Source organism: Sporosarcina aquimarina, from assembly GCF_023715615.1.
Taxonomy (GTDB): domain Bacteria; phylum Bacillota; class Bacilli; order Bacillales_A; family Planococcaceae; genus Sporosarcina; species Sporosarcina aquimarina_A.
In genome coordinates this window covers 105,939-125,324 of sequence record NZ_JAMBOM010000007.1, presented here as the reverse complement: position 1 = coordinate 125,324, position 19,386 = coordinate 105,939, and the positions used below count along the sequence as shown (strand labels likewise).

Annotated in this window: 20 protein-coding genes, 1 tRNA gene and 1 other RNA gene; 21 read left to right on the top strand and 1 reads right to left on the bottom strand. The window is 43.6% G+C overall.

Annotated elements, in window-relative coordinates:
* Positions 1-61 precede the first annotated feature (61 nt).
* From trxB to M3197_RS14850, 6 genes are all read left to right on the top strand, one after another.
* Positions 62-1,012: a thioredoxin-disulfide reductase gene (trxB, locus tag M3197_RS14875; RefSeq protein ID WP_251662359.1), complete on the top strand. Its 951-nt coding sequence runs from the start codon at positions 62-64 to the stop codon at positions 1,010-1,012.
* Positions 1,013-1,221: 209 nt separating this feature from the next.
* A complete protein-coding gene (locus M3197_RS14870) occupies positions 1,222-1,692 on the top strand; it encodes an NUDIX domain-containing protein (RefSeq protein ID WP_251662358.1) in 471 nt (156 codons plus the stop codon).
* A gap of 4 nt (positions 1,693-1,696) precedes the next feature.
* Positions 1,697-2,584 carry an RNase adapter RapZ gene (gene rapZ, locus M3197_RS14865; RefSeq protein ID WP_251662357.1) on the top strand — a complete coding sequence of 296 codons (888 nt, stop codon included), beginning with the start codon at positions 1,697-1,699 and terminating at the stop codon, positions 2,582-2,584.
* A 4-nt stretch (positions 2,585-2,588) separates the two neighbouring features.
* Positions 2,589-3,572 (top strand): gluconeogenesis factor YvcK family protein, encoded by a 984-nt coding sequence (locus M3197_RS14860; protein ID WP_251662356.1) that lies wholly within the window; start codon positions 2,589-2,591, stop codon positions 3,570-3,572.
* Between the two features lie 25 nt (positions 3,573-3,597).
* The gene (whiA, locus tag M3197_RS14855) at positions 3,598-4,539 is read left to right on the top strand and encodes a DNA-binding protein WhiA (protein ID WP_251662355.1); all 942 of its coding nucleotides are present in this window, start codon (positions 3,598-3,600) and stop codon (positions 4,537-4,539) included.
* A gap of 20 nt (positions 4,540-4,559) precedes the next feature.
* The gene (locus M3197_RS14850; RefSeq protein ID WP_251662354.1) at positions 4,560-4,817 is read left to right on the top strand and encodes an HPr family phosphocarrier protein; all 258 of its coding nucleotides are present in this window, start codon (positions 4,560-4,562) and stop codon (positions 4,815-4,817) included.
* Positions 4,818-4,864: 47 nt separating this feature from the next.
* Here M3197_RS14850 and clpP read toward each other — a convergent pair whose 3' ends face one another.
* Positions 4,865-5,470, bottom strand: coding sequence for an ATP-dependent Clp endopeptidase proteolytic subunit ClpP (gene clpP / locus M3197_RS14845; RefSeq protein ID WP_025783081.1), 606 nt, complete (start codon positions 5,468-5,470; stop codon positions 4,865-4,867).
* Positions 5,471-5,657: 187 nt separating this feature from the next.
* On the opposite strand from clpP, the gene M3197_RS14840 reads away from it, so the two are divergent.
* The 15 genes from M3197_RS14840 (at position 5,658) to ssrA (ending at position 19,377) form a co-directional block, all read left to right on the top strand.
* Positions 5,658-5,729: transfer RNA gene (locus M3197_RS14840), tRNA-Arg, on the top strand.
* 187 nt (positions 5,730-5,916) lie between these two features.
* Positions 5,917-6,492, top strand: a complete 576-nt coding sequence (locus M3197_RS14835; RefSeq protein ID WP_251662353.1) for a LemA family protein — start codon at positions 5,917-5,919, stop codon at positions 6,490-6,492.
* Positions 6,492-7,295 carry a TPM domain-containing protein gene (locus M3197_RS14830; protein ID WP_251662352.1) on the top strand — a complete coding sequence of 268 codons (804 nt, stop codon included), beginning with the start codon at positions 6,492-6,494 and terminating at the stop codon, positions 7,293-7,295. The genes M3197_RS14835 and M3197_RS14830 overlap by 1 nt, the downstream gene beginning before the upstream one ends.
* A gap of 80 nt (positions 7,296-7,375) precedes the next feature.
* Positions 7,376-7,615: a glutaredoxin family protein gene (locus tag M3197_RS14825; RefSeq protein ID WP_251662351.1), complete on the top strand. Its 240-nt coding sequence runs from the start codon at positions 7,376-7,378 to the stop codon at positions 7,613-7,615.
* A gap of 64 nt (positions 7,616-7,679) precedes the next feature.
* A complete protein-coding gene (locus tag M3197_RS14820; RefSeq protein ID WP_251662350.1) occupies positions 7,680-8,777 on the top strand; it encodes a sugar-binding transcriptional regulator in 1,098 nt (365 codons plus the stop codon).
* An 88-nt stretch (positions 8,778-8,865) separates the two neighbouring features.
* Positions 8,866-9,873, top strand: a complete 1,008-nt coding sequence (gene gap / locus M3197_RS14815; protein WP_251662349.1) for a type I glyceraldehyde-3-phosphate dehydrogenase — start codon at positions 8,866-8,868, stop codon at positions 9,871-9,873.
* Between the two features lie 148 nt (positions 9,874-10,021).
* The gene (locus M3197_RS14810) at positions 10,022-11,209 is read left to right on the top strand and encodes a phosphoglycerate kinase (protein ID WP_251662348.1); all 1,188 of its coding nucleotides are present in this window, start codon (positions 10,022-10,024) and stop codon (positions 11,207-11,209) included.
* Between the two features lie 13 nt (positions 11,210-11,222).
* The gene (gene tpiA, locus M3197_RS14805) at positions 11,223-11,984 is read left to right on the top strand and encodes a triose-phosphate isomerase (RefSeq protein ID WP_251662347.1); all 762 of its coding nucleotides are present in this window, start codon (positions 11,223-11,225) and stop codon (positions 11,982-11,984) included.
* Complete coding sequence (gpmI, locus tag M3197_RS14800) at positions 11,977-13,497, top strand: 2,3-bisphosphoglycerate-independent phosphoglycerate mutase (protein WP_251662346.1); 1,521 nt, start codon at positions 11,977-11,979, stop codon at positions 13,495-13,497. Before tpiA ends, gpmI begins: the two co-directional genes overlap by 8 nt.
* Positions 13,498-13,515: 18 nt before the next feature.
* Positions 13,516-14,814, top strand: a complete 1,299-nt coding sequence (gene eno / locus M3197_RS14795; RefSeq protein WP_251662345.1) for a phosphopyruvate hydratase — start codon at positions 13,516-13,518, stop codon at positions 14,812-14,814.
* Between the two features lie 101 nt (positions 14,815-14,915).
* A complete protein-coding gene (gene secG, locus M3197_RS14790; protein ID WP_025783047.1) occupies positions 14,916-15,143 on the top strand; it encodes a preprotein translocase subunit SecG in 228 nt (75 codons plus the stop codon).
* A gap of 84 nt (positions 15,144-15,227) precedes the next feature.
* Positions 15,228-15,974, top strand: coding sequence for an alpha/beta hydrolase (locus tag M3197_RS14785; RefSeq protein ID WP_251662344.1), 747 nt, complete (start codon positions 15,228-15,230; stop codon positions 15,972-15,974).
* 46 nt (positions 15,975-16,020) lie between these two features.
* Positions 16,021-18,393: a ribonuclease R gene (gene rnr / locus M3197_RS14780; protein ID WP_432814006.1), complete on the top strand. Its 2,373-nt coding sequence runs from the start codon at positions 16,021-16,023 to the stop codon at positions 18,391-18,393.
* A 47-nt stretch (positions 18,394-18,440) separates the two neighbouring features.
* Positions 18,441-18,908, top strand: a complete 468-nt coding sequence (gene smpB / locus M3197_RS14775) for an SsrA-binding protein SmpB (protein ID WP_251662343.1) — start codon at positions 18,441-18,443, stop codon at positions 18,906-18,908.
* Between the two features lie 109 nt (positions 18,909-19,017).
* Positions 19,018-19,377, top strand: a transfer-messenger RNA (tmRNA) gene (gene ssrA / locus M3197_RS14770).
* The last annotated feature ends 9 nt before the right edge of the window (positions 19,378-19,386 follow it).

The window sequence follows — 19,386 nt, the reverse complement described above, 5'->3', positions numbered from 1 at the left end:
ATGGTTAGTCAGAAACCTTATACGATTTGAACAGAAGTAGTTAATTAGAGGAGGAACTAGAATGTCAGCTGAAACAATCTATGACGTGATCATCATTGGAGCAGGACCTGCTGGAATGACAGCAGCGGTATATACGGCACGCGCTAATATGTCGACTCTTATGTTGGAACGCGGAGTCCCAGGCGGCCAAATGGCAAGTACGGAAGAAATTGAAAACTATCCGGGCTTCGAGTCCATTCTTGGGCCAGAGCTCTCAACTAAAATGTTCGATCATGCAAAACGCTTTGGTGCGGAGTATGCGTATGGTGATGTAAAAGAAATTATAGATGGAAAAGAATATAAAACAATTGTTGCTGGAGGGAAAGAGTATAAAGCTCGATCCATCATTATTACAACAGGTGCAGAATATCGTAAAATGGGAATCCCTGGTGAAACCGATTTAACAGGCCGCGGAGTTAGTTACTGTGCAGTTTGTGATGGTGCTTTCTTTAAAAACAAAGAAATTATCGTTATTGGTGGCGGAGACTCTGCAGTTGAAGAGGGGACGTACCTTACTCGTTTCGCAAGTAAGGTAACAATTATTCACCGACGCGATGAGTTGCGTGCACAAAAAATTCTTCAGGAACGTGCATTTGCAAATGATAAAATTGACTTCATCTGGAATACAACTGTTAAAGAAGTGCACGGTAAAGATGGAAAAATTGATTCGGTCACGTTAGTGTCTACAGAAGATGGTACTGAACAAAAGCTTGAAACCCAAGGTATGTTTATTTACATTGGTCTAGATCCAATCACTGCTCCATTCAAGAGCCTCGGTATTTTAGATGCGAATGGTTATATTAAAACAAATGAAGTGATGGAAACAGAAATTCCAGGAATCTTTGCTGCAGGAGATGTGCGTGAAAAACTATTACGCCAAGTCGTTACAGCTACAGGAGACGGAAGTGTCGCTGCACAATCATGTCAGAAATACGTGGAAGAATTGACCGAATCTCTTGAGACTCAAGTGTAAGGAGAATTTTTTCCTTAACGCAACTTTAACATTTTCGTAATGTTCCTGAAACACTTATTGGATATACTAAGAGTGTTGATTGACCCCCTATTTTTAAATAAACTTTTACGCTGTCGGAGCGAACTATGCCGGCAGCTTCTTTTTGTGTCGTTTTCCTGCGAAATCGATTATACTTAGTACTATGTGTATAAAAAAAGTGAGGAACGCATATGCAAAGAATTGTAAACCTACTCGTCGTGAAAGACGGGAAAACCTTATTATTGAAAAAGCCGCGTAGAGGGTGGTATGTAGCTCCCGGTGGAAAGATGGATGCAGGCGAGTCCATTTTGGAGACTGCTGTACGTGAATTTACAGAAGAGACTGGGGCAAAACCTGTCGATCCTCATCTTAAAGGTGTGTTCACTATGGTCATACGTAAGGGTGAGGAAGTAGTGAATGAATGGATGCTGTATACGTTTGTTGCGCATGATCTAACAGGCACTCCTCTCACACAGACGATAGAGGGAGAACTAGGATGGCAGCCGGTGGAAGCCTTGAATACACTACCAATGGCAGAAGGCGATCGAACAAATTTGTTATTTGCGAGTTCAAGCCCTGGTATTCAATACGGGACATTCACGTATACGGAAGATTTTGAGCTTCTGGACGAAAAAATTCAAAAGTCTATGGAAGGTGATTGAACCGATGGAGATTGAAGCACATTCTGAAGAACTCGAACTTGTCATTATTACAGGGATGTCGGGTGCGGGTAAGTCCGTAGCGATGCAAAGTTTTGAAGACATGGGCTACTATTGCATCGATAATTTACCCCCGGAACTACTTGTGACCTTCCTCGATCTGATGTTAAAATCTGCGGATAAAAAATCGAAAATCGCTGCTGTCATTGATACTCGTGGCGGTGGACTGTTCAATGCTCTACTCGATGCGATTGATAATTTGACTCGGATGGAAAATGTAACGACTCGAATTCTATTTCTAGAGGCGGATGACGAAACACTAGTAAGTCGCTATAAGGAAACCAGAAGATCGCATCCGCTTGCAAACGGAAGGCAGCCATTAACAGGTATTCAAAAAGAACGCGGTCTCTTAAGTGATGTAAAAGGTCGTGCGCGTTCCATCTTCAATACATCACGCATGAAACCGAAGCAACTTAGAGATAAAATCATTGCAGAGTTCTCAGTGGGGGAAGGTGAAAATTTCACACTGAATTTTATATCATTCGGATTTAAACATGGGATGCCAATCGACGCAGATGTCGTATTTGACGTTCGTTTTTTACCGAATCCTTATTACATTGAATCGATGCGTCCGCAGACGGGGCTCGACAAAGACGTGTATGAGTACGTTCTGAAATGGGAAGATACGCAAACCTTGATCACTAAGTTGTCCGATCTATTTCAGTTTTTAATCCCTCAATATAAGAACGAAGGCAAATCACAAGTTGTGGTTGCGTTTGGCTGTACAGGGGGGCAACACCGATCGGTGACACTAGCGGAATACTTTGGAAATCTGTTTAAAGATGACTATACAACATACGTAACACATCAGCATATCGAGAAAAGAAAGGGTTGACGCTATGACAACTTCCAATAGCCGCAAAAAGGTTGTGGTATTTGGAGGCGGTACAGGTTTGTCGACATTACTTCGAGGGTTAAAGAAGTATCCAGTCGATCTAACTGCGGTTGTTACAGTTGCAGATGATGGTGGAAGTTCAGGGAGGTTGTTGGATCAATATGATATCCCGCCTCCCGGTGATGTCAGAAAGGTGATGGCAGCGCTTTCAGATGTTGAACCACTCATCGAGCAGCTTTTCCAGTACCGTTTTACAACTCAAGATGACCTTCACGGGCATTCCCTTGGGAATTTGATGCTTGCCGCTATGACAGATATTACAGGTGATTTTGCTAGCGCTGTAAAGAAAACTGGCCAGGTGTTGAATATTAAAGGCAAAGTACTTCCAGCTGCTAACCAACGGATTAAGTTGCATGCCGAGCTGGATGACGGAACAATTGTTACGGGAGAATCTAAAATTCCAATGTACGCACGTAAAATTCGTCAAGTCTACTTATCCCCTCAAGATGCCAAGCCTTTACCAGAGACGTTGAAAGCAATTCGTCAGGCAGATTTAATCATCATTGGACCTGGAAGTTTGTATACAAGTATTTTACCGTCTTTGCTTGTACAGGACATCCGCGATGCCGTCCTAAAAAGTGAAGCAAGCAAGGTGTATGTTGGAAACTTAACAACTCAAAAAGGTGAAACCTATCGATATACGGCTTCTGAACATGTCGCTGCGCTTTATGACCATGTCGGAAAACCGTTTTTAGATGCTGTACTACTGAATAAAACGGACATTATGCCGCTTTTAACAGAAGCAGGACAGACCGTCACATCTTGGCCGGTGGAACGGGATCTGGAAGAATTACAAAAACTAGTTCCGGAAATTTGGCAAGAAGACATTGCACTCGCAGAAAATGACAGAGTGTTGCACGATGCAGAAAAAGTAGCAGATTGGTTCGTAAATTACATAACAGACGAATCCAAAACAAAACAGACGTGATCGTCACCGAGAAAGGGGAGAGTTCATGTCTTTCGCATCAGAAACAAAAAAAGAATTGACGCAAATCGAATCAGATGATTGCTGCACAAAGGCAGAAGTGGCTGCATTCATCCGTATGAATGGTGTCCTCTCATTTTCTAATAAGACGATTAGTTTAGACGTTCAAACAGAGAATGCAGCCATTGCCAGAAGACTCTATTCCAACTTGAAAAAGCTCTATAAATTCAAGGTTGAACTACTCGTACGTCGCAAAATGCGATTAAAGAAGAATAACGTTTACATTTGCAGAATCCGAGAAGGCGCACGTCAGTTACTTGATGATTTAGATATACTGACAAATACGTTCCAGTCCAATCAATCCATTTCACCATCGATTATTCCGAATGATTGTTGCAAGCGGGCGTATTTGCGTGGAGCATTTCTGGCAGGGGGATCTGTGAATAATCCCGAGACGTCTTCCTATCATCTGGAAGTCTTTTCGATGTATGCAGAACACTCGGATGCATTAGTGGATCTCATGAACGACTATCAGCTGAATGCAAAATCGATTGAACGGAAAAAAGGATTTGTTGCGTACTTGAAAGAGGCAGAAAAAATTGCGGATTTTTTAAGTATTATAGGTGCACATGTTGCACTCATGAGATTTGAGGATATCCGAATCGTCCGCGATATGCGCAACAGTGTCAATCGGTTAGTGAACTGTGAAACAGCGAATCTTAATAAAACGATTAGTGCGGCTCAGCGCCAAGTCGAGAATATTAAGCTAATCCAATCGACAATCGGCTTAGACCAATTGCCTGAAAGACTGCAAGAAATTGCACATTTACGAGTAGAGTATCAGGATATTACGTTAAAAGAGTTAGGAGAGATGGTTTCAGGGGGCCCTGTGAGTAAATCGGGTGTCAATCACCGTCTACGTAAAATTGATGAGATTGCCGAAAAAGTTCGAGTCGGCGGAATTACTTAAGGTGAAAGGAGTTTAGAAAAATGATTGAGAAAACCGCTGAAGTAAAAATTAAGCCGGGCTTACAAGCACGACAGGCAGCGTTATTCGTACAAGTAGCGAATCGATACACTTCTGACTTATACGTCAAAAGAGATGAGCGCCAAGTGAATGCCAAGAGTATCATGGGCGTTATGAGTTTAGCAATAGCACAAGGAAGCACAGTTACATTGATTGCCGAGGGGATCGATGAAGAACAAGCCGCAGAGTCGCTAGCTGCTTTTGTGCAAGGGCTAAGCTAACTAAAAAACGTCCCGCAAGTTACGGGACGCCTTAGTAAATCTTATAATTATTTTCCTTCAGATTCTCTCATATCGCTACGTGTAATGATGTGGTCAATTAAACCATATTCTTTTGCACGTTCTGCGGTCATGAAGTTATCGCGGTCTGTGTCTTTCTCAATTACTTCAATTGGTTGACCTGTGCGCTCGGCAAGAATCTGATTTAATTTTTCACGGATGAAGAGGATGTGCTTCGCAGCGATTTCAATTTCAGTCGCTTGACCTTGAGCCCCTCCAAGTGGCTGGTGAATCATTACTTCAGCGTTAGGAAGCGCATAGCGTTTTCCTTTGGTACCAGCTGCAAGTAGGAACGAGCCCATTGAAGCTGCCATACCGATACAAATTGTTTGGATGTTCGGCTTAATGTATTGCATCGTATCATAGATCGCCATACCTGCAGTAATACTGCCGCCTGGGCTGTTAATGTAAATGGAGATATCTTTGTCCGGATCTTCTGATTCTAGGAATAGTAATTGAGCGACAATCGAGTTTGCGACGTTGTCGTCAATTGCACTTCCAAGCATGATAATACGGTCTTTTAGCAAGCGGGAGTAAATATCATACGCACGCTCTCCACGATTCGTTTGCTCGATAACTGTAGGAATTAAGTTCATTTCATTTCCTCCCTTTAATTGTTGAATATGTCGTATGTTGAAGCGGTCATCCGCTCAACCATGACTTTATCATACATAGTATGGTCAACTAAGGTCAAATATAACGCTTTATAAATATTTGTTGCTTTTAGATGGGGCAGCAAGTATACTATAACTTGTCCGCTGCAAAGTCAGAAGATGATGTTAAGCCCTCGTGGTGCAATGGATAGCACGCAAGCCTCCGAAGCTTGAAATGTGGGTTCGACTCCCGCCGAGGGCATATAGGTGCTTTAAGATACTCCCCCGATTGTATGATAAACATACGGTCGGAGGAGTTTTTTTGTTTGGAAAGAAACTTTTTCTACTGAAGAGCGTATATAGGATAACTAGCAAGTTTTGAGCTTCCATGTTTCAGGGTAAACTTTTGGGAGTGTAGAAACGAAGATATTATTGAGGAGGCGGGGATTTTGAAGAAGTTATTGGGACCTATAGGTGTTATTGTAGGTATTATTGTGGTGCTAGCATTAATCTTAGTACCAAGTTACAACAAATTTGTAACATCAGAAGAGAACGTAGACCAAGCGTATTCGCAAATTGAAACGCAACTGCAACGTAGAGTGGATCTCATTCCCAACTTAGTGAACACAGTAAAAGGATTTGCGAAACAAGAGAAAGAAGTCATTGGTCAAGTAACAGAGGCGCGCTCGAAATTAGCTGGTGCAAACGGACCTGAAGAACAAGCTGCAGCGGACTCTGAGCTTTCAGGTGCACTTAGTCGATTGTTAGTAGTGGTTGAGAACTATCCAGAACTGAAAAGTAATGAAAACTACAGACAGTTGATGGATGAATTAGCTGGAACTGAAAACAGACTTGCTGTAGCACGGAAAGATTACAATGGCGAGGTCGCTTCGTATAACAAACAAGTGAAGCGTTTCCCGGGCAAACTCATTGCGTCTGTTTTCGGATTTGACGAAAAGGAATATTTCAAAGCGGAAGCGGGTGCAGAAAAAGCACCTGAAGTCGACTTTGGGGCTGATGAGTAATGAGGAAGTTAGCTGTCCGAGCATTTGCCCTGCTTGGCATGCTTCTAGTCTTGTTGACGATGGTTCAACCAGTAGTCCACGCAAAAGTGGATGTAGTGCAAGATGAATCGGGTATTCTGTCCGATAGTCAAATACAAGAACTAAGGGATTATGGAACACGTCTACACAGTGCTACTGGTGCTGAATTTGCAGTATTGATTGTACCGTCAACAGAGGGAAGACCCATTGAAGAATATTCTTTAAATAAGTTACGCGAATTTCAACTTGGTAACAAAGATGATGACAATGGGGCACTTCTAGTCGTAACAACTGAAAAGGACGAATCAGACAAAAGGGAGTTTCGTTTGGAAGTTGGATACGGTCTAGAAGGCGCTTTACCCGATGGAAAGGTCGGTCGAATTATCGATGAAGTTTCGATTCCATATTTGAAAGCAGAACAGCCAGACTTAGCCATCATGGAAGCATACAAAGCATTCTATAACGAAATCGCAAAAGAATACGGGCTAGAAGGATCTGAATTACCAGTCGCAACGTATGATGGAAACAACGACGATGAAGGTGGGTTCCCAATCGTCCCAATCATCGTCATCGGGTTCATCCTCATCCAGATTTTCTTTAACTCTGGAAGAGGTGGTGGTTCCGGTGGTTCTGGCGGATCCGGTGGTAGACGTCGCGGAGGCGGCATGGTCTTCTTCCCAGGATCGTTTGGAGGCGGAGGCGGCTCTGGCGGTTCGGGTGGTGGATTTGGAGGCTTTGGCGGTGGTGGTTCCGGCGGAGGCGGAGGCGCTGGCCGAAGCTGGTAAGCTAAAACCGATCTGCACAACACTTAGTGTTGCGTAGATCGTTTTTTCATTTTACACTGATGTTAAATGGAGGGATTCTTATGCACGTATTATTTTATACCAAGCCTGGCTGTTCTTTGTGTGACGAAGCTGAACAGATGATGGAACTGATCCAAGAAGACTATCCATTGACATGGACAACTGTGAATATTGAAGAAGATGACGCGAAGCACGAACAGTACGTGTTCATGATTCCTGTAATCGAAAAAGATCATGCGGTTCTTTGTTCAGGTGTAATTAGTTATGTCGATCTTGCATTACTTTTTGAATCGGGAGTTTAAATTTGAAATTATCGGGAATAGTATGTATAGTTACATTATTAGTTAATCTATTTTTTTGACTAAAGTGGGACGAAAAACAACCAACGTGGTCAAATGTTGTCCTACTGAGGGAGGAGGAGTCTTTCTGAAATCGGTTATTGTGGAAGCACAGGAAAAGTTAGTACCTGAAATGATGGCAACCCTGCAACAACGTTATCTTGTGCTAAAACTTATCAAAACATCCGGACCCATCGGAAGACGACCTCTGGCGGATACTGCAGGATTGTCTGAGCGTGAAACACGCTCGGTTGTGGAAGCTCTTCGAGATCAGCAACTTATTCGTGTTGCGAAAGAGGGAGCGACCATCACTGCTGACGGAGATAGTGTGTTGGAGCATCTTGGTCCGTTAGTTGAGCTGCAATATGGCAAGAATGTACTTGCAAAGCGCATTAAAAGTTATTTTTCCATTCAAGATGTGCACATTGTAAAAGGGGACAGTTCTGAACCAGGTGGCTCCAACGAATTACTTGGAACTGAAGCTGCATCTGTTTTTGCAAACCGCATTGGAAATGGACGTATCGTGGCCGTGACAGGTGGAAGTACAATGGCAGCTATTCCGAAACACTTGAGTTGTTACCCAGGTGCTGAGGATACCGTATTCATCCCTGCTAGAGGTGGAGTTGGAGATAATATCGGACAGCAAGCGAATGTGATTGCTGCGACATTTGCACATACGTGTAATGCTTCGTATAAGTCATTATATTATCCAGAATCTCTTAGTGAGGAAGCACATGCCATATTCCTAAGAGAACCGACCGCTCAGAAAATGCTTGAGCTCTATGAAACAGCGGATTGTTTGCTGCATGGTATTGGCGATGCGAAAAAAATGGCGGCAATGAGAGATTCCGATGAAGAAGAACAACAGTTACTCGATTCGAGAAGTGCAAAAGGTGAAGCTTTCGGGTATTACTTTAATGACGCCGGTGAAATCGTTCATCACCTTCGAACTGTGGGGATTCAAACCGATCACCTAAAACGCATTCCATTGGTATTAGCAGTAGCAGGAGGTTCTGAAAAAGCAGAAGCGATTCTTTCGTATTTGCGCGGAGCTACAAAACAAACTGTACTCATTACGGATGAAGGCGCTGCAAGAGAAATCGTGAATTTGCTAGCGAACGACTAACACAACTTGTTTACAAACGGTCTGCTTTGGAAAATGTCCAAAGTATGCCATCTCTATATATAACAACTAAAACTTGGAGGGATTTTACATGACTGTAAAAATGGCGATTAACGGATTTGGACGTATTGGACGTATCGTAATGCGAGACACACTGGAACACGAAGAACTTGAAGTGGTAGCAGTAAACGACTTAACGGATGCGCCAATGCTTGCACACTTGTTAAAGTATGATTCAGTTCACGGAATTCTGGATGCAGATATCACATCCGATGAAAACCACATTATTGTGAACGGTAAAAAGATTCGTGTCTATGCTGAAAAAGATCCAGCTAACCTTCCATGGAAAGACCTTGGCGTCGATATCGTTGTTGAAAGTACTGGGGTATTCCGCGATGCTAAAGGCTTACAAAAACACATCGATGCTGGTGCAAAAAAAGTCATCTTGTCCGCGCCTGCTAAAGGCGATGTCAAAACACTTGTTATGGGTGTAAACGAAGAAGAATATGATGCAGCATCCGATCACTACGTATCCAATGCATCCTGTACGACAAACTGTTTAGCACCAGTCGTTAAAGTATTGAACGAAAAGTTCGGCGTTGAACGTGGCATGATGACAACAATTCACTCTTATACAAACGATCAGCGCATTCTTGACCTTCCACACGAAGACTACCGTCGTGCTCGTGCTGCAGCAGAGTCTATGATCCCAACAACTACAGGTGCAGCGTCTGCTGTAACAAAAGTAATTCCTGAATTGAAAGGGAAATTGGATGGAATGGCTGTACGTGTTCCAACACCAAACGTTTCACTTGTTGACTTCGTTGCTGAATTGAAAAAAGACGTTACTGTTGAAGACGTCAACAGTGCATTAAAAGAAGCATCTGAAAACGAACTAAAAGGGTACCTATTCTACAGCGACCTTCCACTCGTTTCAAAAGACTATAACGGCAACCATGCTTCTTCTACAGTGGATGGTCTGTCAACGATGGTACTTGGGGACAACATGGTGAAAGTGATTAGCTGGTACGACAACGAACAAGGATATGCTGCACGTTGTATCGACCTTGCGTTGTTCATGAACGAAAAAGGACTATAAGCGACAACTGTAAACACATATCGGGCACATAAAATCTGGCTTATCAGATTGTGACCGATTATACTTAATAGATGGGCAGGAGGAACGGCATTGCCCGTTTCCTCCTTTTTTATTAAAAACTTTTGTTTGTGAAGGAGTGCTTGTTCGCATGAATGCCAAAATGACGATGAAAGACTTGGATCTAAAAGGGAAACGAGTTTTCTGCAGGGTGGATTTTAACGTACCTATGGAAGATGGGAAAGTTTCAGATGATACTAGAATCCGTGCTGCCATCCCTACAATCGAGTATCTTTCTGAACAGGGGGCAAAAGTAATTCTTGCGAGTCACTTGGGTCGTCCAAAAGGTGAAGTGAAAGAAGATTCACGTTTAACGGAAGCCGGAAAGCGATTGGCTGAATTACTTGGAAAGCCCGTACTGAAATTGGACGAGTCCACGGGGCCCGCGGTTGAGAAACAAGTCTCCGAGTTGGCTGATGGTGAAATTCTTTTACTTGAAAATGTTCGATTCCATGCTGGGGAGGAAAAGAACGATCCTGAACTTGCTAAACAATTTGCTGCACTGGCAGATGTTTTCGTCAATGACGCATTTGGAGCAGCACACCGCGCACATGCAACAACTGCTGGAATTGCGGAGTACCTCCCAAGTGTTCAAGGATTTCTTCTAGAGAAGGAATTGGACGTACTCGGAAAAGCGTTATCCGATCCTGAACGCCCTTTCACTGCAATCATTGGTGGGGCAAAAGTGAAAGACAAAATTGGTGTCATTGATCACTTGCTGGATAAGGTGGATAACCTGTTAATCGGGGGAGGCTTATCGTATACATTTACACGTGCACAAGGTCATGAAACTGGTGACTCCCTTGTTGAAGAAGACAAGATTGAGTTGGCACAGTCATTCATTCAAAAAGCGAAAGAAAAAGGCGTCAACTTGTATTTACCGATTGATGCAAAAGTGGCAGATTCGTTCTCAGAATCAGCAACAACAAAAGTTGTTAGCGTAAGCGACATTGAAAAAGGTTGGATGGGCCTTGATATTGGTCCGAAAACTGCAGAACTTTACGACAGCGTGATCCGGGATTCAAAACTTGTTATTTGGAATGGACCAATGGGTGTATTTGAAATGGCACCATTTGCTGAAGGTACAAAGCGAGTTGCTCAAGCAATGGCTGAAACCGATGCATTTACAATTATCGGTGGTGGCGATTCTGCTGCTGCTGTTGAAAAGTTTGAAGTAGCTGAAAAAATGGACCACATCTCAACAGGTGGAGGTGCGTCATTGGAGTTCATGGAAGGTAAAGAACTACCAGGCGTTGCTGCATTGAAAGATCGTTCATAAGGAGGGACTACTCATGAGAAAACCGATTATCGCAGGAAACTGGAAGATGTACAAAACGCTGGATGAAGCTGTAGCGTTTATAGATTCACTTGCTGGAAAGTTGAAGGAAAGTGACCAGGTGGAAACCGTGATTTGTTCACCTGCGCTTTATCTAACAACACTTGTTGAAAAGACAAAAGACTTGCCGGTTCGTATTGGAGCACAAACGATGCATGAAGAAGTTGAAGGGGCATTCACGGGTGAAATCAGTCCGACCATGCTTTCAAGTGTAGGTGTTGAATTTGTCATCCTTGGACACTCTGAGCGTAGACAATACTATAACGAAACAGACGAATCTGTTAACCGAAAAGTGAAATCGGCTTTTGAACATAAGCTTACACCGATTGTATGTGTAGGTGAGTCACTGGAACAGCGTGAAGACAACGCGACATCAGCGATTGTTTCAGAACAAGTGAAGAAAGCGTTTGCGGGAGTGAATGAAACAGATGCTGCTTCAGCTATCGTTGCCTATGAGCCAATTTGGGCAATTGGTACTGGACGTACAGCAACTGCAGAAGATGCGAATGAAGTCTGTGCACAAATTCGTGCAGTCCTCACAGACCTTTACTCAGAATCAGTGGCACAGGCGATCCGTATTCAATACGGCGGTAGTGTAAAACCTGGAAACATTGAAGAACTCTTGTCGATGAGTGATATCGATGGAGCATTAGTCGGTGGAGCTAGTCTCGATCCGGAATCGTTCACCGCACTCGCGGAGGCTGGCGCAAATGCCTAAAGGTCCTGTTGGCCTTATCATTATGGACGGTTTTGGACTGCGCTCAGAAACTTCCGGAAACGCTGTTGCGCACGCGAAGAAACCAAACTATGAGCGATTATGGAACGCATATCCCCATTCCACGTTAACCGCGTGTGGGGAAGCGGTCGGGTTGCCTGAAGGTCAAATGGGAAACTCAGAGGTCGGTCACTTGAACATTGGAGCTGGACGGATCGTCTATCAAAGTCTTACTCGGGTCAATAAATCGATTCGTGAAAACGACTTTTTCCAAAACGAATCGTTACTTGCGGCTGTACAGCACGCAAAAGCAAATAACGGTGCACTGCATTTGATGGGATTACTATCAGATGGTGGCGTCCATAGTCATTATGAGCATTTGTTTGCGTTGTTGCGACTAGCTGAAATGAATGGCATCCAGAATGTATATGTCCATGCATTTTTAGACGGCAGAGATGTTGGACCTAAAACTGCATTAACATATATTAAACAAACAGAGGACGTCATGAAATCGGTCGGGGTCGGTCAGCTTGCGTCAATTTCGGGTCGCTATTATGCGATGGATCGTGACAAACGCTGGGAACGTATCAAGTTGGCGTATGATGTCATGGTGAATGGAGAAGGACCTGTATACGCATCAGCTGAAGAAGGTGTCCAAGCTTCTTACGACGCAGGTGTGACAGACGAATTCGTTGTGCCATTCATCGTTCAAAAAGAGGGACATGCTCCAATTCAGATTTCTGAAGGAGATTCCGCTGTATTTTTCAATTTCCGACCCGACCGCGCGATTCAATTATCACGCGCGTTTACTCAAAATGGATTTGAAGGTTTTTCAGCTAAGAAATATACAGAATTGAAATTCGTTACCTTTACGGATTACAGTGCTGAAGTTGCTTCTGAAGTTGTATTTGCTAGCCAAGATTTGAAAAATACAATTGGAGAAGTTTTATCTCAGAACAACATTCGTCAGCTTCGAATCGCGGAAACTGAAAAGTATCCTCATGTAACGTTCTTCATGAGTGGTGGACGCGAGGAAGAATTTGAAGGCGAGAAGAGAATTCTAATCCCTTCACCTAAAGTTGCTACGTACGATTTGAAACCTGAAATGAGTGCGTACGAAGTAACCGATGCGCTCATTAAAGAAATTCAAGAGGACCAAATCGATGCGTTCATCCTCAATCTTGCGAATCCTGACATGGTCGGCCATAGTGGAATGCTTGAACCGACAGTAAAAGCGGTTGAGACAACGGATGCATGTGTTGGACGCATCCTAGATGTGTTACTTGCTAAAGGTGGTACAGCAATTATTACAGCAGACCACGGTAATGCAGACGAAGTAATGACAATTGAAGGTGCACCAATGACTGCACATACGACTAATCCAGTACCAGTAATTGTGACGAAAGACGGCGTTACACTAAGAGAAGACGGTATTCTCGCTGATCTTGCGCCAACCATGTTAAAATTGCTAGGTATCAAACAGCCAGTAGAGATGACAGGAACGCCATTATTTTAACTAAAGGGAGAGATTTGCATGCCAATCATTACACTTGTTCAAGCTAGAGAAGTACTCGACTCACGAGGGAACCCAACTGTTGAAGTCGAAGTGTTTACAGAAAGTGGAGCATTTGGACGAGCAATTGTACCATCTGGTGCATCAACAGGTGAATATGAGGCTGTTGAACTTCGCGATGGCGACAAAGATCGTTACCTTGGAAAAGGCGTGCTAAAAGCGGTTGACCACGTCAACGAAATCATTGCTGATGCGCTGGAAGAAAACTATTCAGTTCTCGACCAAGTCGTGATCGACAATGCTTTGATCGAACTGGATGGAACGGATAACAAAGGCAAACTTGGAGCGAACGCAATTCTTGGCGTATCTATGGCAGTAGCTCATGCAGCAGCTGACTATTTAGATATTCCATTGTATCAATATCTTGGCGGCGTCAATGCGAAGCAACTTCCAGTGCCAATGATGAACATTGTCAACGGTGGAGAGCACGCAGACAACAACGTCGACATTCAAGAATTCATGATCATGCCTGTAGGCGCTGAATCATTCCGTCACGCACTTCGTATGGGAGCAGAAATTTTCCACGGATTAAAAGCAGTTCTTCACGATAAAGGATTGAACACTGCAGTAGGTGACGAAGGCGGATTCGCACCGAACCTATCATCTAATGAAGAAGCGCTCTCTACGATTGTAGAAGCGATTGAAAAAGCAGGTTACAAAGCTGGCGAAGATATTATGCTTGCAATGGACGTTGCGGCTTCAGAAATCTTTAACAAAGAAGACAGCAAGTACCATCTAGCAGGTGAAGGTATCGTGAAAACATCTGAAGAAATGGTTGACTGGTACGAAGAGTTAGTCAACAAGTATCCAATCATTTCAATTGAAGATGGTTTGGACGAAAACGACTGGGCAGGTCACAAGCTCTTAACAGACCGCCTTGGCAAGCGCGTACAACTTGTAGGAGACGATCTCTTCGTAACGAATACAGAGAAACTATCTCGTGGTATTCAAGAAGGCGTTGGCAACTCAATTCTTATTAAAGTGAACCAAATCGGAACACTTACAGAGACATTCGATGCGATTGAAATGGCGAAGCGTGCGGGCTATACAGCAGTTATCTCTCATCGTTCAGGTGAAACAGAAGATACGACAATCGCTGATCTTGCAGTCGCAACAAATGCAGGGCAGATTAAGACCGGTGCTCCTTCGCGTACAGATCGCGTTGCGAAGTACAACCAATTGCTACGTATCGATGACCAACTCGATGAAACAGCACAGTACCTTGGCAAACAAACATTTTACAACTTGAAGCAACAATAAGTTGCGGCTAGCGACAACTGCTTGAAACAGCTGTTGTCTCTATTGCTAGAGTTTGGTAAACTGGTAGGGTAGTTGAGTTCTGTTTCAGGAGGTGGAACATTATGCACGCGTTATTATTGACATTGCTCGTGATTGTCTCACTTTCACTAATTGTCGTTGTCTTGCTACAATCGGGGAAAAGTGCAGGCCTATCTGGAGCCATCTCCGGTGGTGCAGAACAGTTATTTGGTAAACAAAAGGCACGCGGTCTAGACTTAGTCTTGCAGCGCGTTACAATTGTACTATCCGTGCTGTTCTTCGTACTGGCGATTGCGATCGTGAAAATATAAAAAGAAGCAATTTTCGCCTGGCCATCTGTACGGCCAGGCTTTTTTATTCAAAAATGGTTTGGTAATGATTGGAGGTTAGGTCGCATGAAAGTTTCTCATGCAAAGCCTTTCTTTTTTGAACATGGAAAGCGAGCAGTGCTGTTACTGCATGGTTTTACAGGAACATCTGCTGACGTACGAATGATCGGGCGTTTTTTAGAGAAAAAGGGATATACATCCCTTGCGCCGCATTATAAAGGGCATGGTGGTCCAGCGGAAGAACTGATTCACACAGGCCCTGAAGACTGGTGGCCAGATGTTAGTGAAGCATATGACCAACTGAAAGAAGCAGGCTATGAACAGATTGCTGTAGCGGGCTTATCATTGGGTGGCGTATTTTCACTGAAATTAGGAGCCGAGTGTCCTGTTCTGGGAATAGTTACGATGAATGCTCCGATGTCGATGCGTTCGTTAGATCAGATGTATGAAGGGGTTCTTCACTACGCCCGCGAATACAAAAAACTAGAAGGTAAAGACGAGGAAACAATCGATGCGGAAGTGGCGGCACTCCGTGAAAAATCGATGCCTTCGCTGAGCGACCTTCAGAAACTGATCGAAAACGTGAGAGCTGAAGTGGATACAATCTATGCGCCGTTATTAGTTGTTCAATCTACTCGTGATGAAGTAATCGATCCGAATTCCGGACAAATTATCTATGACAATGCAGAATCTACAGACAAAAAAATTACACACTACGAGAAGTCGAAACATGTAATTACATTAGGTCCTGAGAAAAATGAACTTCACGACGAAATTTTCGAGTTTCTGGAGTCACTTGATTGGGAAGATTAATGAAACCCAAATCAGGCAATACTATTTAGATAAGGAGGGATAAGAGTTGGATACATTTGAAAAAGAATTAGAACAAAAAATACTGTCAACTATGAAAGATGATTCTTATAAGCCCTTAACCGTTCAAGAGATTCAAGAATTACTCGGAATGGAACAAGCGGCAGAATTTAAAGAGTTAGTGAAAATGCTCGTCCATCTTGAACAAAAAGGACTCATTATTCGCTCACGAACGAATCGTTATGGCGTTCCGGAGCGAATGAATTTAGTTCGTGGTAAATTCATTGGACATGCAAAAGGATTTGGTTTTGTTACACCAGAGACTGAAGGAATGGATGATATTTTCATCCCACCAACTGAAGTCAATGGTGCCATGAACGGCGATATTGTGCTAGTACGTGTAGCGAATAGCTCTTTCGGCGATCGTCGTGAAGGTGCCATCATTCGGATTGCTGAGCGGAAAACGACAAAAGTAGTCGGGACGTATCAAGACAACCGAGGATTCGGGTTTGTCATTCCAGACGATAAAAAACTGCCGATGGATATCTTCATTGCAAAAGGAAACAACTTAGGAGCAATCGAAGGCCATAAAGTGGTTGCGGAAATCACAGAGTTTCCAAGTGATATGAAATCTGCGACAGGAATGGTTGTTCAGATTCTCGGCCACAAAAATGATCCAGGTGTCGACATCCTTTCAATTATCCACAAGCATGGAATTGAAATCGAGTTTCCACCGGAAGTACTTCAGCAAACGGACAAAATCCCTGCAGAAATTCAAGAAACAGATCTGTTCAAACGCAACGACCTGCGAGATGTACTGACAATTACAATCGATGGAGCAGATGCGAAGGATTTAGATGATGCGATTTCACTCGTGAAAAACACGGATGGAACTCATACGTTATCTGTTCACATTTCAGACGTGAGTCACTATGTCGAGGAGAATACACCACTTGATGCGGAAGCCTATGACCGTGGAACGAGTGTCTACTTAACAGACCGCGTTATTCCAATGTTGCCGCATAAGTTGTCAAACGGAATCTGTTCGCTGCACCCGGATGTAGATCGTTTAACACTCACGTGTGAAATGACGATCGATGGGAACGGGAAAGTGATCCATCACGAAATCTATCCGAGTGTCATTAATTCCGATTACCGGATGACGTATCATGACGTCTATCAGATTGTAGATCAATTAGATGAAGAGTTACGCACGAAGTACTCGGAAATCGTTCCGATGTTGACCGATATGGCAGAGCTTGCAAAAATTCTCCGTCAAAAACGTGAGGACCGTGGTGCCATCGACTTCGATTTCAAAGAATCGAAAGTATTAGTGGACGAAAAAGGATGGCCAACGGAAATTAAGCTATTGGAAAGAACCGTTGCAGAACGGATGATTGAAGAATTCATGCTTGCTGCGAACGAAACGGTCGCCGAGCATTTCCACTGGATGCAAGTTCCGTTCATGTACCGAATCCACGAAGATCCAAAACCGGAAAAACTTCAAAGATTGTTCGAGTTCCTGACTAACTTCGGGATCGTGGTAAAGGGTGCTGGCAACAAAGTACATCCACGAGCGCTGCAAGAAATTACAGAGTCCATTTCAGGTCTTCCTGAGGAAACTGTTATTTCTACGATGCTATTACGCTCCATGCAACAGGCGAAGTATTATCAGGAAAGTCTCGGCCACTTTGGTTTATCCGCAGACTTCTATACACACTTCACGTCACCGATTCGTCGTTATCCAGACTTGATCGTCCATCGTCTCATTCGTACGTATTTGTTTGAAAAAGACGTTTCAGGGAAAACAATTGCACATTGGGATGCGGAATTACCGGAAATCGCTCAGCATACATCTGATATGGAGCGCCGTGCAGTCGATGCAGAACGTGATACGGATGCATTGAAAAAAGCGCAATTCATGTTGGACAAAATCGGTGAAGAGTTCGAAGGTGTCATTTCTTCTGTAACGAATTTTGGTTTGTTCGTAGAGCTTGAAAACACGATCGAAGGACTTGTTCACGTCAGCTATATGACAGACGATTATTATCGTTTTGACGACCGTCAAATGATGATGATCGGGGAGCATACCGGCAAGCAATTCCGAATTGGGGATGAAGTCACAGTAAGAGTGACCGCTGTTAAACCTGAAGAATCTTCAATTGACTTCGAAATTGCGGACATGAAGAAGACGTTCCATAGAACACGAAGAGAATCGCCAAAAGTTATTCATGCTAAGAGCAGGAATTCTGGAGATTCAAAAGGTAGTGGCCAGAAAAGCAATGGCCAGAAGAGTGGTTCTGGAAAACGTAATTCATCTGGCAAGTCTACTGGTAAAAGTTCAGGCGGCAGTCAGAAGAAGAAGTTCTATGAAGGTGTCGCAAAGAAAAACAAAAAACAAAAACCTAGAAAAAGAAAGTGAACCGGATCGCCAATTGGCCATTCGGTTTCACGGGAGGGTGAATGACGATGGCAAAAGGCCAAGGGAAAGTACTCGCAGTCAATAAGAAAGCCAATTACGACTTCGCAATAGAAGAAACAATTGAAGCCGGTATTGTTTTGCAAGGTACGGAAATCAAGTCAATTCGTAATGGGAAAGTCCAATTGAGAGACGCTTTCGTGCTCATTCGTAACAATGAAGCCTGGATCTCCAATATGCACATCAGTCCCTACGAGCAAGGGAATCAGTTTAACCATGATCCTGTCCGTTCTCGTAAACTACTCATGCATCGAAAGCAGATTAATACATTGATCGGACAGACGAAAGAAAAAGGGACTGCCATTGTTCCGTTGAAAATGTATATCAAAGACGGTTTTGCAAAAGTGCTAGTTGGAGTCGGTAAAGGGAAGAAGTTATACGACAAACGGCATGACTTGAAAGAGAAAGAAGCAAAACGAGATATGCAGCGCGCGTTCAAAGACAAACAGCAATATTGATATGTGGCGTTCGATGATGTATACTGTTTACAGCAATACAGTTCCGATAGTCTTAGCATCAGTAGGAGGCTACTGATGACTCCAGACGTTTCCCGGACATCCCTTTAACGGGGACGTTACGGATTCGACAGGGGTGGTCTAAGCGTGAGCTGCGCGTCGGAGGCTCGTCTCCGTCAGAAACGGACCTTAATAATAACAGGCAAAACAAACAACAACCTAGCATTCGCAGCGTAAGCTGTTGAATCTGCCTTGCAATACCATCGCCCATGTGGCGTTGTAAGGCTCAACCTATAGTGGGATACGCTGGATGCCGCTTCTCGAGGCTCCCCAGAAGAGATTTCCGAGATAGCGCTCAGGACGCCCTGTTTTCCGGCATAATGCAGCGCGAACTCAAATAGGAAAACTACACGCGTAGACGTTTACGTATTAGAGCCTCTGGACGTGGGTTCGACTCCCACCGTCTCCATAGAAATATGGT